The organism is Xanthomonas bromi (assembly GCF_900092025.1).
GTDB lineage: Bacteria > Pseudomonadota > Gammaproteobacteria > Xanthomonadales > Xanthomonadaceae > Xanthomonas > Xanthomonas bromi.
This window is the reverse complement of the sequence record NZ_FLTX01000040.1, coordinates 68,527-84,190: the sequence shown is the minus strand read 5'-3', so window position 1 is coordinate 84,190 and position 15,664 is coordinate 68,527. Positions and strand designations below refer to the sequence as shown.

14 protein-coding genes are annotated in these 15,664 nt (G+C 64.9%); 12 read left to right on the top strand and 2 right to left on the bottom strand.

Annotation, left to right across the window (positions count from 1 at the left end):
• Positions 1 to 200: 200 nt before the first annotated feature.
• Positions 201 to 2,282: a 3-hydroxyacyl-CoA dehydrogenase NAD-binding domain-containing protein gene (locus tag XBLMG947_RS13330; protein ID WP_065469158.1), complete on the bottom strand. Its 2,082-nt coding sequence runs from the start codon at positions 2,280 to 2,282 to the stop codon at positions 201 to 203.
• Between the two features lie 235 nt (positions 2,283 to 2,517).
• On the opposite strand from XBLMG947_RS13330, the gene rpoE reads away from it, so the two are divergent.
• The 9 genes from rpoE to recO all read left to right on the top strand — a co-directional run bounded on the left by rpoE (position 2,518) and on the right by recO (position 11,550).
• Positions 2,518 to 3,138, top strand: coding sequence for an RNA polymerase sigma factor RpoE (gene rpoE / locus XBLMG947_RS13325; protein WP_064509110.1), 621 nt, complete (start codon positions 2,518 to 2,520; stop codon positions 3,136 to 3,138).
• A complete protein-coding gene (locus tag XBLMG947_RS13320) occupies positions 3,135 to 4,037 on the top strand; it encodes a sigma-E factor negative regulatory protein (protein ID WP_065469157.1) in 903 nt (300 codons plus the stop codon). Before rpoE ends, XBLMG947_RS13320 begins: the two co-directional genes overlap by 4 nt.
• 109 nt (positions 4,038 to 4,146) lie before the next feature.
• Complete coding sequence (locus XBLMG947_RS13315) at positions 4,147 to 5,748, top strand: DegQ family serine endoprotease (protein WP_065469156.1); 1,602 nt, start codon at positions 4,147 to 4,149, stop codon at positions 5,746 to 5,748.
• A 200-nt stretch (positions 5,749 to 5,948) separates the two neighbouring features.
• Positions 5,949 to 7,739, top strand: a complete 1,791-nt coding sequence (gene lepA, locus XBLMG947_RS13310; protein WP_065469155.1) for a translation elongation factor 4 — start codon at positions 5,949 to 5,951, stop codon at positions 7,737 to 7,739.
• A 105-nt stretch (positions 7,740 to 7,844) separates the two neighbouring features.
• The gene (gene lepB / locus XBLMG947_RS13305; protein ID WP_065469154.1) at positions 7,845 to 8,645 is read left to right on the top strand and encodes a signal peptidase I; all 801 of its coding nucleotides are present in this window, start codon (positions 7,845 to 7,847) and stop codon (positions 8,643 to 8,645) included.
• Positions 8,646 to 9,053 (top strand): DUF4845 domain-containing protein, encoded by a 408-nt coding sequence (locus XBLMG947_RS13300; RefSeq protein ID WP_083993092.1) that lies wholly within the window; start codon positions 8,646 to 8,648, stop codon positions 9,051 to 9,053. It begins immediately after the preceding gene.
• A complete protein-coding gene (gene rnc, locus XBLMG947_RS13295) occupies positions 9,040 to 9,723 on the top strand; it encodes a ribonuclease III (RefSeq protein WP_065469152.1) in 684 nt (227 codons plus the stop codon). The genes XBLMG947_RS13300 and rnc overlap by 14 nt, the downstream gene beginning before the upstream one ends.
• Positions 9,720 to 10,619 (top strand): GTPase Era, encoded by a 900-nt coding sequence (gene era, locus XBLMG947_RS13290; protein WP_065469151.1) that lies wholly within the window; start codon positions 9,720 to 9,722, stop codon positions 10,617 to 10,619. Before rnc ends, era begins: the two co-directional genes overlap by 4 nt.
• 208 nt (positions 10,620 to 10,827) lie before the next feature.
• Entirely contained in the window at positions 10,828 to 11,550 is a 723-nt protein-coding gene (recO, locus tag XBLMG947_RS13285; RefSeq protein ID WP_065469150.1) for a DNA repair protein RecO, read from the top strand.
• A 366-nt stretch (positions 11,551 to 11,916) separates the two neighbouring features.
• Here recO and XBLMG947_RS13280 read toward each other — a convergent pair whose 3' ends face one another.
• Complete coding sequence (locus XBLMG947_RS13280; RefSeq protein WP_065469149.1) at positions 11,917 to 12,639, bottom strand: Hpt domain-containing response regulator; 723 nt, start codon at positions 12,637 to 12,639, stop codon at positions 11,917 to 11,919.
• Positions 12,640 to 12,797: 158 nt separating this feature from the next.
• Between XBLMG947_RS13280 and rlmD the strand changes: the two genes are divergently transcribed.
• The 3 genes from rlmD to XBLMG947_RS13265 all read left to right on the top strand — a co-directional run bounded on the left by rlmD (position 12,798) and on the right by XBLMG947_RS13265 (position 15,655).
• A complete protein-coding gene (gene rlmD, locus XBLMG947_RS13275) occupies positions 12,798 to 14,132 on the top strand; it encodes a 23S rRNA (uracil(1939)-C(5))-methyltransferase RlmD (protein ID WP_065469148.1) in 1,335 nt (444 codons plus the stop codon).
• 108 nt (positions 14,133 to 14,240) lie between these two features.
• Complete coding sequence (locus tag XBLMG947_RS13270) at positions 14,241 to 14,738, top strand: CYTH domain-containing protein (protein WP_065469147.1); 498 nt, start codon at positions 14,241 to 14,243, stop codon at positions 14,736 to 14,738.
• A 233-nt stretch (positions 14,739 to 14,971) separates the two neighbouring features.
• Entirely contained in the window at positions 14,972 to 15,655 is a 684-nt protein-coding gene (locus tag XBLMG947_RS13265) for a DsbA family oxidoreductase (RefSeq protein WP_065469146.1), read from the top strand.
• Positions 15,656 to 15,664: the final 9 nt, after the last annotated feature.

Genomic DNA, 15,664 nt, shown 5'->3' with positions numbered 1-15,664 from the left:
TAGCTCATCCAATCAGCGCGTCTGGACCCGCAGACCCCAGAAGCAGGAAGCGTCCGGCGCAGGTGCGACATATCTCGATTGCGCTCGACGGCGAGGTAGTCGTTGCCAACATCTGCAAGCTGCCGCCTGGGACGCAAAAAAGAAGGCCGCCAACGGCAGCCTTCTTGCAAATCAAACGCTGTGCGGGATAGCTGCCAGCGTTAGGCAACGGCTTCCCGCAACAACGGCGAGTCCCAGCCCGGGCGTGGTGCGAAGCGTTCGCCGTAGCGCACATGCAGCGCCTGTAAACGCTCCAGCAGCACGTCGGCGCCGACGCTGCGGATGTGCTGGATGGGGCCCCCACGGAATGGCGCAAAGCCCGTGCCGAAGATGACGCCGGCATCGAGCAGGTCCGCATCGGCCACCACGCCGTCGTGCAGGCACGCCACCGCTTCGTTGAGCAGCGGCAGGATCAGGCGATCTTCCAGGTCCTCCGGCGCGGTATAGCCGCTGGCAATCTCGGGCTTGACCGCGCGCCCGTTCTCCCACTTGTACAACCCCTGGCTGTCCTTCTTGCCGCGCTTGCCGGCTTCCACGGTGGCCAGCGCGGCAGGAATCGGCAGGTGCAGGAACGGCGCCAACTCCGCACCGACGCCGGCGGCGACATCCAGGCCCACGGTGTCGATCAGTTCGATCGGCCCCATCGGCATGCCGAATTTCACCGCGGTCTTGTCCAGCACCGGGCCGGGAATGCCTTCGGCATAGGCGGTGGCCGCTTCAAGCAGGTACGGGAACAGTACCCGGTTGACCAGGAAGCCCGGCGTGCCGGCCACCGGAACGGGAAACTTGTCCAGCGCCTTGCAGAACGCAGCCAGACGCGCCACGTTGGCCGGATCCAGACCATCGTGCTGCACGATTTCCACCAGCGGCATCATCGCCACCGGGTTGAAGTAGTGCAGGCCGGCGAACTGCGCCGGACGCTGGATGTGGCCACGCAATTCGGTCAGCGGAATCGAAGAAGTATTGGTGGTCAGCAATGCATCCGGCTTGAGCTGCGGCTCGATCGATTGATACAGATCGCGTTTTGCCTGCGGGTTTTCGATGATCGCCTCGATCACCAGGTCGGCCTGCGTCACGCCCGCACCGGCCAGGTCGCCGCGCAGACGCGCCGCCACCGCCGGCCGCTTGGCGTCGTCCTTGACGCGCTTGGCGAACAGCTCGCCGCCGCGTGTCAGCGCCGTATCGATAAAGCGCTGCTCGCGGTCCTGCAACGTGACTTCGAAGCCCTTGTAGGCAGCCCACGCGGCGATATCGCCCCCCATCACGCCTGCGCCGATCACATGCACATGGCGGATCGGTGCCGCCGCCGCGCCGGCCGCGTCCTTGCCGCCCAGCGCTTTCAAACGCTCGGTCAGGAAGAAGATGCGGATCAGGTTGCGTGCGGCCGGCGTGCTGGCGAGCTTGACCACCGCCTTGCGCTCGGCCGCCAGACGCGCCTGGATGCCGCTGCCGCCAGCCCGCTCCCACACGTTGATCAAGGCGTATGGCGCCGGGTAATGCGCCTTGCGCGCCTTGCGCGCAACCTGTTTGCGCATCTGCGGCGCCAGCAGTTTGCGCGCCAGCAAGGTGTTGGTGGCCCACGCCGTGACGCGCTGTTTGAACGGGCGTGTGGTGCCGGTGAGCGCCAGGGCGGCAGCCACATCGACCAATACGGCAGGGGCGGCGACCTTGTCGAGCAGACCCATCGCGCGCGCGGCCTTCGCCGACACGGTGCGGCCGGTGAGCATCAGATCCATCGCGGCCGGCGCACCGATCAGGCGCGGCAAGCGGGCGCTGCCGCCCCAGCCGGGGAAGATGCCGAGCTTGGTTTCCGGCAGGCCGATGCGCGTGCTGGCGTCGTCGGATGCCACCCGATAGCGGCAGGCCAGCGCGATTTCGGTGCCGCCGCCCATGCAGAAGCCGTGGATCGCCGCCACCGTGGGGCAGGGCAGCTCGGCGAGCTTCTGGAACACCTGCTGGCCGCGATGGATCGCATCGTTGACCGTGCCCTTGCGGTCGAAATCCTGGAATTCCTTCAGGTCGGCGCCCGCAATGAAGCCGTTGGCCTTGCCCGAGCACAGCACCACGCCCTTGGGCGGGTCCAGTGCCAGCCGCTCGACCAGTGCGCCCAGTTCGAGCAGCACCTCCTGCGAAAACGCGTTGACCGGTGCGCCCTGGCGATCAAGGCTGAGCACGACCACGCCGTCTTCGCGCAGGTCGGCCTGCCAATGGCTGAATCGGAGCCCGTCGAAACCTGGAAGCATGCGTCTGGCCGTCCGGCGATATAAGGAAAGGTCGTTATCATCCAGAGCTTGTTTCCTTCACGTCAAATACCCATACCTGTCGAAACGGGAGACGCGCGCTTCGGCGCGACGTCGCCAACGGCGCATCGGTGCCGCTACCCTGATGCGTGACGGTGGTACGGATCGGCGTGAACTTTTCTTTTCAATGGCGGTCTCATTGCCCGACTTCGGTGGGCTGACAGGAGTGCGGCCCGACATGGCCGAAGTCGATACACCTCAGGAGCTGGACCTGGAACTGGTCCGGCGTGTGCAGCGCGGCGAAAGCGCAGCGTTCGATGTGCTGGTGCGCAAATACCAGCATCGGATCGTTGCGTTGATCGGGCGCTACATTGCCGACTGGAGCGAATGCCAGGACGTGGCCCAGGACACCTTTGTGCGTGCGTATCGCGCGATCAACAGTTTCCGAGGCGACTCCCAGTTCTATACGTGGCTGCACCGCATTGCCGTCAACACTGCCAAGAACCATCTGGTTGCGCACAACCGCCGGCCGCCCACCGACGACATCGAGATCAGCGATGCCGAGCAATTCGATGGAGCGACCCGGTTGCGTGACACCGACACCCCGGAGCGCGAATTGATGCGACAGGAGCTGGAACAAACGGTGATGCGCGCGGTCCAAGCCCTACCGGAAGAACTTCGGTCGGCCATCACCCTGCGCGAGGTGGAGGGGCTGAGCTATGAGGACATCGCGCGAAAGATGGATTGCCCGATCGGAACGGTGCGCTCGCGCATTTTCCGGGCGCGCGAGGCCATCGACATCGAGCTGCGGCCTCTGCTGGAGACCGAAAGCGCTACCCGTGAGCGACACCGCGTATGAAACAGAACCCTGCTATGTCCACCACCGACAAGTTCGAGCTTCGCTATCGCCAGCAGCTGTCTGCGTTGGTCGACGGTGAATTGAGTGCCGACGAGTCGCGCTTCCTGCTGCGCCGTTTGGCCCACGACGAAGAATTAGCTGGCTGCCACGAGCGCTGGCAGTTGTGCGGCGATGTGCTGCGCGGTGCGGCCAGTGCGCCGGCACCACTGGATTTTGCGGCGCGCGTGCGCAGTGCCATTGCCGCCGAACCGGCCCCGCAAGCGCGGCCGGCCCCGCGCTCGGCGGCGCGCTGGCGCTGGGGTGGTGGCGCGGCGATTGCGGCGTCGGTCGCGGCAATTGCCTTGTTCATGTCGCGCGAGCGCCTGCCTGAAGCCACCGCGCCTGTGACTGAAACACCTGTGTACGCCACCGCTGCGCAGCTTCCGCCTGCCTCGCAGCCGCCGCATACACCCCAGGGACCGAAGGCGCCAGCGGCGCCGGCTCCAGGAACGCCGGATGAAGTGGTCGCGCTCGCCGCCGCCGTACCTGCCGCGGCGTTGGCATCCACGCGGCGTGGAGCGGCAACGCGCCATCAGCAAGTTGCGCGCAGTGCGGCTGCGCGTCAGCAGCAGGCTCCGACCCGCATGGTGGCTGCCGCAGCACCGGCACACACGGCCACCACGGCCACTTCATCGGCCGTTGCGGCGACGCCGTCCAACCCGTTCACGCATCCGGATACCACGCTGCAGGCACGTCCTTGGCCGCGCGCGGCCTTGGCCGGGGCTGGCGAAAGTCCGCTCAATGCCAGTTTCCGCCAGAACCGCCCCAGCACGGCGTTCTATCCGTTCGAACCGGCGCCCCAGACGATCGCCAGCCCGGCGCCGAACCGGCCACTGCCGGTGCAGGTCCCGCAGAACTGACGTTGCGGCCGACCTTCATCCGTTCGGCGTTCTCCTTCCCGTTCGCGTGCCGGGCCCGTGTCGTGACGCGGGTTCTGCCCCCTGTCGCCCTGCCATCGGAGGCAACCTGATGAACCATCGCATCCGCACCCAGATGTTCGGCCTGATCGCCATGACCCTGCCACTGGCGGCCTGCGCGCAGCAAACCGCGCCCGCGCCAGCGTCCAAGGCCAGTGCCCCGATCGCGGCCAACCGCAGCACCACCCCGGCGCCACAGTTGGTGGAGGGGCTGCCGGACTTCACCAATCTGGTCGAGCAGGTCGGCCCGGGCGTGGTCAATATCGAAACCACCATCACCCGCAAGGATGCGATGGCGCGTTCGGCGCGTGGCGGGCGCGGTGGTCAGGGTGGGATGCCCGGTCAGGGCGGCATGCCCGACGACGAGCAGATGCCGGAGTTCTTCAAGCGCTTTTTCGGGCCCGATTTCCAGATGCCCGGTGGTCCGCGGCCGGGGCCGGGGCCGGGTGGCGGCGATGACGACGGCGGTATTGCCGGCAAGTCGATGGGCTCGGGCTTCATCATTTCCGCCGACGGCTATGTGCTGACCAACCATCACGTGGTCGATGGCGCCAGCGAAGTCACCGTCAAGCTCACCGACCGTCGCGAATTCAAGGCCAAGGTGGTCGGGAGCGACGAGCAGTACGACGTGGCGCTGCTCAAGATCGATGCGAAGGGCCTGCCGACCGTACGGCTGGGCGACTCCAACACGCTCAAGCCTGGCCAGTGGGTGGTGGCGATCGGCTCGCCGTTCGGCCTGGATCACTCGGTCACTGCCGGCATCGTCAGTGCCACCGGCCGCAGCAATCCGTATGCCGACCAGCGCTACGTGCCCTTCATCCAGACCGACGTGGCGATCAATCAGGGCAACTCCGGCGGCCCGCTGCTCAATACGCGCGGCGAGGTGGTTGGCATCAATTCGCAGATCTTCTCTGCGTCCGGCGGCTACATGGGCATCAGTTTTGCAATCCCGATCGATCTGGCCTTCAGTGCCGCCGAGCAGATCAAGGCGACCGGCCATGTGAGTCGCGGCATGTTGGGCGTGCAGGTCGGTGCGATCGACTCGCTCAAGGCGCAAGGCCTGGGCTTGCCGGATAGCCGTGGTGCCCTGGTCAACGATATCCCGGCCGGTAGCCCGGCGGCCAAGGCCGGGGTCGAGGTGGGCGATGTGATCCGCTCGGTCAATGGCAAGCCGATCGAGGTGGCCAGCGACCTGCCGCCGATGATCGGGCTGATGGCGCCAGGCACCAAGGTCACCCTTGATGTCTTGCGCGACGGCAAGCCGCGTCAGGTCACGGTCACCCTGGCACCCTTGCAGGACGGCGGCGAGAACGCCGCGCCGCGCACCGCCGCCGATGAGGCCAAGCCCAGCGCACCGGCCAGCGTGGAATTGCTCGGCTTGCAAGTGGCCGATCTGACCGCCGCCGAGCGCAGTCGCCTGGGCCTGGAAGCGGGCGAGGGCGTGCGCATCGCCGCCGTCACCGGTGCGGCGGCACGCAGCACCCAGCCGCCGTTGTCGCCGGGTCTGATCATCTCCCGCGTCGGCCGCACCAAGGTCGGCAGCGTCGCCGAACTCAACCGCGCCCTGTCCAGCTACAAGAAGGGCGACGTGGTCATGCTGCTGGTCACCGATGGCAAGGCGACCAGCTATGTGGCCCTGAAGGCCGGCGGCTAACGGCGGGAATGGAGAATCGGGAATCGGGAATCGGGAATGGCAAGAGCAGGAGCGTCTCCGCGAGCCGAGAGCTCGCCTGGCTTTTCCGATTCCCCACTCCCGATTCCCAATTCCCGGCCCCAAGGGGGCAGAGCGTGCGATAATGCCGCGTTACCCTGACGACGGCACCGCCGGCGCCCACCTCAATGTCCTCTGATTCAATGCGGAACATCCGCAATTTCTCCATCATTGCCCACGTCGACCACGGTAAATCCACCCTGGCCGACCGGATCATCCAGCTGTGCGGCGGTCTGCAGGCGCGCGAGATGGAGGCCCAGGTGCTTGACTCCAACCCGATCGAGCGCGAACGCGGCATCACCATCAAGGCGCAGTCGGTGTCCTTGCCGTACACGGCAAAGGACGGGCAGGTCTACCACCTGAACTTCATCGATACCCCCGGGCACGTCGACTTCTCCTACGAGGTCAGCCGCTCGCTGGCCGCCTGCGAAGGCGCGCTGCTGGTGGTGGATGCCGCCCAGGGCGTGGAAGCGCAGTCGGTGGCCAACTGCTACACCGCAGTGGAGCAGGGGCTGGAAGTGGTGCCGGTGCTCAACAAGATCGACCTGCCCACCGCCGATGTCGACCGTGCCAAGGCCGAGATCGAAGCGGTGATCGGCATCGACGCCGAAGGCGCGGTGGCGGTCAGCGCCAAGACCGGTCTGAACATCGATCTGGTGCTCGAGGCGATCGTGCATCGCATTCCGCCGCCGAAGCCGCGCGATACCGACAAGCTGCAGGCGTTGATCATCGATTCCTGGTTCGACAACTACCTGGGCGTGGTCTCGCTGGTACGCGTAATGCAAGGCGAGATCAAGCCAGGCAGCAAGATCCTGGTGATGTCCACCGGCCGCACGCATCTGGTCGACAAGGTCGGCGTGTTCACGCCCAAGCGCAAGGAACTGCCTGCGCTGGGCGCCGGCGAAGTGGGCTGGATCAACGCTTCCATCAAGGACGTGCATGGCGCGCCGGTCGGCGACACCTTGACCCTGGTCGCCGACCCTGCGCCGCATGCGCTGCCCGGTTTCCAGGAAATGCAGCCGCGCGTGTTCGCCGGCCTGTTCCCGGTCGATGCCGAGGACTATCCGGATTTGCGCGAAGCGCTGGACAAGTTGCGCTTGAACGATGCCGCGCTGCGCTTCGAGCCGGAAAGCTCCGAGGCGATGGGCTTCGGCTTCCGCTGCGGCTTCCTGGGCATGCTGCACATGGAAATCGTGCAGGAGCGTCTGGAGCGCGAGTACAACCTCAACCTGATCTCGACCGCGCCGACCGTGGTCTATGAGGTGCTCAAGACCGACGGCAGCGTGATCCCGATGGACAACCCGTCCAAGCTGCCGCCGCTCAACAACGTCGAAGAGATCCGCGAACCGATCATTCGCGCCAACATCCTTACGCCGCCCGATTACGTCGGCAACATCATCACCTTGTGCGAAGAAAAGCGCGGTAGCCAGATCGGCATCAATTATCTGGGTAGCCAGGTACAGATCAGCTATGAGTTGCCGATGGCCGAAGTGGTGCTGGATTTCTTCGACAAGCTCAAGTCGGTCTCGCGCGGTTACGCCTCGCTGGACTACCACTTCCTGCGTTTCGACCCGGGCCCGTTCGTGCGTGTGGACACGCTGATCAACGGTGACAAGGTCGATGCGCTGAGCATCATCGTGCACCGCAGCTACGCCGACCGTCGCGGCCGCGAGTTGTGCGAAAAGATGAAGGAATTGATCCCGCGGCAGATGTTCGACGTGGCGATCCAGGCCGCTGTTGGCTCGCAGATCATCTCGCGTTCCACGGTCAAGGCGATGCGCAAGAACGTGTTGGCCAAGTGCTATGGTGGCGACGTTTCGCGCAAGAAAAAGCTGCTGGAAAAACAGAAAGAAGGCAAGAAGCGCATGAAGCAGGTCGGCCGCGTGGAGATTCCGCAGGAAGCCTTCCTGGCCGTGTTGCAGATGGATAAGTAGCAGGGATTCGGGATTCGTCATTCGGGATTGGCAACGGCTCGTCCGCCTTCCTGCTGGTGCGAATCCCCAATCTCCAATCCCGAATCCCGTTCCGAAGGAACATCAATGAAATGGTTTGAAATCATCCTGGTTGTCCTGACGCTGGGCAGCGGCTTCATCTGGCTGCTGGACAAGCTGTTTCTGGCCAAGCGCCGTGCGGCGCGTGCCGGGTTGCTGGACAGCGAGCCTGCGATCATCGATTACTCGCGCGCCTTTTTCCCGGTGTTGGCGGTGGTGCTGATCCTGCGCAGCTTCGTGGCCGAGCCGTACAAGATTCCGTCCAGTTCGATGATGCCCAACCTGCTGATCGGCGATTTCATCCTGGTCAACAAGTTCGCGTACGGCTTCCGTCTGCCGATCACCAATACCAAGTTCATTCCCACCGGCGAGCCCAAGCGCGGCGACGTGGTGGTCTTCAAGCCGCCGCATGCGCCGGATCAGAACTGGATCAAGCGCGTGGTGGGCCTGCCGGGCGACAAGATCGGCTTCCACGGCGATACCCTGTACATCAACGACAAGCCCATGCATTACACGGTCAAGGGCGAGTACATCGGCAAGGGCAAGGGCGCCGAGATGACCGGCACCACGCTGCTGATCGAGGACCTGCCGGGCCGCACGCATACGGTGCTGGAATGGCTGGATCGCAACATGCCGGCCGGGCAGGGCGACTGGACGGTGCCGGCGGACAGCTATTTCGTGATGGGGGATAATCGCGACAACAGCGAAGACAGCCGGTTCTGGACCCAGACGCACTTTCTGCCGGAAGCCAATCTGCGCGGCAAGGCGTTCCTGATCTGGCTCAACTGCGAAGGGTGGTTCTGCAAGGGGAGTTTCGATCCATCGCGGATCGGGACGGGAATCCAGTAAATGCACGCACGGCGTGCCAGGGGAAGCACAATGAAGCGCAAGCAACGCGGTATGACGTTGACGTCGTTCTTGGTGGTGCTGGCGGTGGTGGGGTTTGGTCTGTACATCGGGATGAAGCTGTTTCCGATGTACCAGGAGTACTACTCCGTGCGCACGGCGATGAAGGGCCTGGCTAAGGAACCGGGCAGTGCCAACATGGACCCTTCCAAGTTGCAGGACCTGTTCTTTCGTCGCCTTTACATCAACTACTCGGAAAACGTCAAAAAAGAGGACGTGAAGTTCGAGCGTATGGATGGCGGTTGGCGAATGAAGGTCAACTACGAAGTGCGTCGCGAATTGATCGGCAATCTGGATATCGTCGGTAAATTCGATACGTCGCAGGACATGACCGGACGTGGCGGCCAATAGAACCTTCCAACGCGGTGATCCGATCGGGCATGTATTCGCCGATCCGGCGCTGCTCGCCCAGGCGCTGCGGCATCGCAGCGCCGGGACGCCGCACAACGAGCGACTGGAATTTCTCGGCGACGGCATCGTCAATCTGCTGATCGCCGAGGCGCTGTATCAGCGTTGGCCCAAGGCCGATGAAGGCGCATTGACCCGCGCGCGCGCCGAGCTCGTGCGCGAGGGCGCGCTGGCCGTGATCGGGCGAACCCTCAATTTGGGCGAACGCCTCACGTTGGGCCCGGGCGAGTTGAAGTCCGGTGGCCACCGGCGCGATTCGATCCTGGCCGATGCGGTCGAAGCGATCGTTGCGGCCATCTACCTGGACTGCGGTTTCGAGCGCTGTCGTGCGGTGGTGCTGCCGTGGTTCGAAGTCTCGTTGGCGGCACTGCCGGTGGGCAGGGCAGAAAAAGATCCCAAGACCCGGCTGCAGGAGTGGCTGCAGGCGCGCCAACTGCCGCTGCCCAATTACGCTCTGATCAGCGAGAGCGGCGACGAACATGCCAAGCAGTTCCACGTCGCCTGCATTCTGGAGCAGCCCGTTGCCCGCGCCGAGGGCCAGGGCACCTCGCGCCGCCTGGCCGAACAACAGGCAGCGACTCTTGTCATCGCACAACTGGATTCAAACACGTGAGCGAAACCTCTTCCCCCCACCGCAGCGGTAGCGTTGCCGTGATCGGCCGGCCAAATGTCGGCAAGTCCACCCTGACCAACGCCCTGGTCGGCGCAAAGGTCAGCATCGTGTCCAACCGGCCGCAGACCACGCGCCATCGGCTGCTGGGCATCGCCACGTTCCCGGAAGGGCAACTGGTGCTGGTCGATACCCCGGGCCTGCACCGCGAGCAGAAGCGCGCAATGAACCGGGTGATGAATCGCGCTGCGCGCGGCTCGCTCGAAGGCGTGGACGCGGCGGTGCTGGTGATCGAGGCCGGCCGTTGGGACGAGGAAGATACCCTGGCGTTCCGCGTACTTAGCGACGCCGAGGTGCCGGTGGTACTGGTGGTCAACAAGGTCGACCGCTTGAAGGACAAGACAGCGCTCTTCCCCTTCCTGGCCCAGGTCAGCGAGGGGCGTACCTTCGCCGCCGTGCATCCGGTGTCCGCGCTCAAGCGCAAGGGCCTGGAAGCGTTGGTCGGCGACCTGCTCAAGCTGGTGCCCGAAGCCGAGGCGATGTTCGGCGAAGACGAGATCACCGATCGCAGCCAGCGCTTCCTGGCCGGCGAATTGGTCCGCGAGCAGTTGATGCGCCAGCTTGGCGAAGAACTGCCATATGCCACCACCGTTGAGATCGAACGCTTCGCAGAAGATGGCGCGCTGTTGCGGATCGGTGCGGTGATCTGGGTGGAGCGCGAAGGCCAGAAGGCGATCGTGATCGGCAAGGGCGGCACCCGCCTGAAAGAAATCGGCGGCAAGGCGCGTCTGCAGATGGAGCGCCTGTTCGGGGCCAAGGTCTTCCTGGAGACCTGGGTGCGCGTGCGCGAAGGCTGGTCGGACGACGAGGCTGCGCTGAAGGCGTTCGGCTACGAATGACGCCAGGACCGGGGCCCGGGAAACGTCAGGGCCAGTATTTCATCGGCACGCCGCGGAAGAGACGTTTTCGCGCATTCGCCCATTGCGCGCCTCGCGCTCACGGCATCTGCTCTGCTCCACATCGGCGCGTGGCGTCTCCATGTGACGCACGATTCTGTGCTTTTCCCGGATATCCGGTCCGCGATCTCCAGCCTCGGCTCCTGCGCGCATGCTGATCGAGCATGAACACGGCTTCGTCCTGCATGTGCGGGCCTGGCGCGAGACCAGTCTGTTGGTGGAGGTGTTGACCGAGCAGCACGGGCGGGTGGGGCTGTTGGCGCGAGGTGTGCATGGGCCGCGCAAGCAGGCCCTGCGCGCTGCCTTGCAGCCATTGCAATTGATCCAGTTCAGCGCCGTGCAGCGCGGCGAGCTGGCCCAGCTGCGCCAGGCCGAGGCGTTGGACACTGCGCCGCGGCTGGTCGGCGACACCATGCTGGCCGGTTTCTATATCAGTGAATTGTTGCTGCGCCTGGCGCCGCGCAACGATCCGGTGCCCGAACTCTATGCCTGTTATGCGCAGGCGCGGACGCACCTGGCATCCGATCTGCCGTTGGCATGGGGGCTGCGCCGGTTCGAGCGCGACGTGCTGGAAGGGCTGGGCTTCGCCTTCGATCTGCAGCACGACAGCGACGGGCAGCCGATCGACCCGGCAGCGCGGTATCGGTTGGATCCGCAGGAAGGCGCATTGCGCGTGTTGAGCGAGCGGCTGGCGCAGGATCGCCGCGAAACCGTCACCGGTGCGGCGCTGCTGGCGCTGGGCGAGGACATCATGCCTGCCGTGGACGATATGCCTGGCCTGCGGCGCAGCATGCGCAGTGTGCTGCTGCATCATCTGGGGGGGCGCGGCCTGAAATCCTGGGAAATGCTTGAGGACCTCGCGCGGCGGCGTTGATCGCGCGCAGCGCTGGGCATGCAGACGATGCTGCTGCGGAGACGTTCAACAGCGACTGGCGCTACGACGGCGCAGCGGCCAGGCAGTCCAAACTGGTGCTCGGGATGAGGGCAGCACAGGTGCCCGCCGGTTCCAAGAGAGTTACGCACGCGCCTGACGACCATGCGTGAGCTTCGTTATCTGATTTGGACCTGGCAAGGCAGCAGTACAGAGACCCTGCGCCGCGCTTGGGGGTCACTCAGGCAGTCAACCGCCAGCAAACGATGCGAACGCCAACGCGGTCGGTGATGGCTGCAAGACGCTGCTCGATCAACAAACCTGCAATGCATCCACCGCGGCGCCGGAGCCGCACCGCCGCCACGCCGCTCAATGCAGCAACGCAGCCACCGCTGCATGGAATTGGGTGCGTGCGGTCCGCGATTGCGGGTCGCCGCGCAGCAGGCGCACTGCGCCGGCAAGCCGCGCCGCGCCGACAAAGCCGCAGCTGGCCTGCAACCGATGCAGATGGTTGCGTAATGCCTGTTCGTCGCTGATTTGCAGGGCCGAATCCACTGCATCCCGAGTGCCCGGCAGTTCGGCCAGGAACAGCTCGCGCAGGGCGTTGAGGTGATGTTGCTGGCCGTTGAGCGCACTGAGCGCGGCCGTCTCGTCCCAGTCGCTGGCGGTGATGTCCAGCACGCCCACCGGGGCCACGCTGTAGCGGCCGCGGGCCAGTCCGCGTCGCACTGCCTGCAGCAAGCGCTCGGAGGTCAGCGGTTTGACCAGCAGTTCCAGAAACCCGTCGGACTGCAGGCTGTGCTGCATCGCCATGGTGGCGTCGGCGGTGTGCGCAAGTGCCGGCACGTCCGGGTGCAGCAGGCGCAATGCACGCAGTAGCCCGCTGCCGGTGCCATCGGGAAGGTTGACGTCGATCAGCCAGAGATCGTGGCGACGTTCGCGTGCGCGGTCGAGCGCCGAAGAAAGAGAATCGGCACAGTCCACCGTGGCAGGAAGACCGTCCAATACAGCCTGCAAGAACCCACGGCTGATCGGGTCGTCTTCCACCAGTAATAGGTGTGGGTGGGGTTCCTGGCGTGTGGCCATGTTCATGCTGCCTCCTTGTCAGCGATGCCGCGTCCTGATTCGCCGCGTGCAGCCGGAGTGTGCCTGTGTTTGCAGGGCGCCACAATTGTTGCGCGGCCCGGCGCGACCTCTATTGATCGCATCTGCGACAATACGCACCCTTTTTGCCCGCAGCTTGCCGCCACGTGGCCAGAACCAGAAATCGTTTCGACCGTACTCCCTTCCAGACCGCGATCACCGACCTGAGCCACGACGGCCGCGGGGTGGCGCGCCGCGACGGCGAGGGCGGCAAAGTCACCTTCATCAGCGGCGCCTTGCCGGGCGAGCTGGTGCGTGCCGAACCGACCGCCCGCAGCCGCCATTTCGATGAAGCCAGGACGGTGGAGGTGCTGGAGACCTCGCCACAGCGGGTCACCCCGCGCTGCCCGCACTTCGGTGTCTGCGCGGGCTGCGTGTTGCAGCATCTGGAGGAGTCGCAGCAAATCGTCGCCAAGCAGCGCGTGCTGATGGACAACCTCGAGCGCATCGGTCACGTCACCCCGCAGACCGTGCTGCCTGCGCTGACCGGAGACAACTGGGGCTATCGGCGCAAGGGCCGCTTCTCGGTACGCCGCGTGGAGAAGAAGGACAAGACGCTGATCGGCTTTCGCGAGCTCGACCCGCGCTTCGTGGCCGACCTGTCGGTCTGCTACACGGTGATTCCGCAGATCGGCGAGAAGATCCCGTTGCTGGCCGCGCTGGTCGAAGGCATGGACGGCAAGCGCGACATTCCGCAGATCGAATTCATTGCCGGCGACGATGCGGTGGCGTTGACCATCCGCCATATGCAGTCACTCAGCGAGCGCGACCGGCAGGCCTGGATCGCGTTTGCGCAGGAGCACGGATTTGCAATCTTCCTGCAGCCCGGCGGAGTGGACAGCGTGCATCCGCTGTGGCCGCAGGAGGTGCCGTTGTCGTTCCGCCTGCCGCAATGGGACGTGGAACTGGCGTTCCGGCCGCTGGACTTCATCCAGGTCAACGCGTCGCTCAATCAGAAGATGATCGCGCACGCGCTGGCATTGCTTAACGCCCAGCCCGACGACCGTGTGCTGGACCTGTTCTGCGGCCTGGGCAACTTCACCCTGCCGCTGGCGCGCGTGGTGCGCGAGGTGGTGGGCGTGGAAGGCGACGCCGGTCTGGTGGCGCGGGCGAAAGAGAACGCGCAGCGCAATGGCCTGGAAAATGCGCAGTTCTACGCCGCCGACCTGACCCAGGATCAGCGCAACGCCGCCTGGATGCGTCAAGGCTTCGACAAACTGCTGCTGGACCCGCCGCGCTCCGGCGCGTTGGAAGTGCTGCAGCAGCTGCCATTGAAGACGTTCGAGCGCATTGTCTACGTGAGCTGCCACCCGGGCTCGCTGGCGCGCGACGCCGGCTATCTGGTCAACGAGCAGGGCTTCACGCTGGTCTCGGCGGGCGCGATGGACATGTTCCCGCACACCGCGCACGTGGAAAGCATTGCGGTGTTTGAGAGGCGGTGATTGGGGATTTGGGAATCGGGAATCGGGAATCGGGAATCGGGAATCGGGAATCGTAGAAGCGGTTCGCCGTATGCTGTTGCGATTCCCCATTCTCCATTCCTGATTCCCATGCCTGTAGAAATCGAACGCAAATTCCTGGTCACCGGCGACGGTTGGCGCCAGGCCGCGCATGCAGTCATTCCGATGGCGCAGGGCTACATCAACGACCAGGCAGCGCTGCGCAGTGGTGCGCAGAATGCATCGGTGCGGGTGCGGATTCAGGGCGAAGCCGCGTTTCTCAATCTGAAATCGCGCGAGGTGGGACATACGCGGCAGGAGTTCGAATATCCGATTCCGCTTGCCGATGCGCACGCGTTGCTGGCGCTGTGCGTGGGCGGCCTGATCGACAAACGCCGTCATCTGGTCGCCTACCAGGGCCATGTATGGGAAGTGGATGAATTTCTCGGCGACAACGCCGGGCTGGTGGTCGCAGAGATCGAACTCGAACGCGCCGACGAAGCATTCGCCATGCCCGAGTGGATCGGAACCGAAGTCACCGACGACGTGCGCTATTACAACCTGGCACTGGCTTCGCATCCGTTTCAGCGTTGGAGCGGGGATTCGTGATTCGGCATTTGGGATTCGTAAAAGCGAACAGGGCGCTCAGTGCCCTGGAGGGTGGATGTGCGATTGGTGATTCGTAAAAGCAGGTGACAATCGGCGCTGGGCTACTGCTTTGCGAATCCCTCATCACTGCGCTGCAATCCCGCATTGGCTAGCACCTTGCGACGCGTAAGGCCGGATTCCCCAATCCCGTTTATGCTCCACAAATCCCCAATCCCACCAACGAATCCCCGCTCATGCGCATCGACATCTGGTCCGACGTAGTGTGTCCCTGGTGCTGGATCGGCAAGCATCGTTTCCAGGCCGCCATCGCTGCGCTTGGCGCGCAGGCACCGACCCTGGATATTCACTACCACGCATTCGAGCTTGACCCCGAGGCAGGTCTGGAGCCGACGCCGTTGCGTGACGCGCTGGCGTTGAAGTTCGGTGATGCTGTGCGGGTCGAGCAGATGCTGGCGCAGACCCAGGCCACTGCGCAGGCGGAAGGATTGCCGCTGGATTTTGGCCGCGGCCAGGTGCAGGTCAGTACGCTGCGTGCGCATCGGTTGATCTGGCTGGCCAGCCACGAAGGCGATGTGGATGCGGTGATGGAAGCGCTGTTCCATGCGCATTTTGCCGAAGGCCAGAATGTGGGCGCGATCGACACGCTGGTGCGCGTCGGTGAGGCCGGCGGCCTTGCGGCGGCGCGCGTGCAGGCGATGCTGGCGTCGGACGAAGGCCTCGTCGAGGTGCAGGCGCAACTGGCGCAGGCCGCGGCGCTGGGTATCCGTGCGGTACCCAGTTTCGTGATCGACGGCCGCGTCCTGATCCAGGGGGCGCAGCCGCCGGAAAGTTTTGCGCAGGCGCTGCTGCAGTTGGCCGCCGAATCGACGCCGGTCGGCGGGCCCGATGCTTGCGGGCCGGACGGCTGCGCGGTGTGACCCAGATGC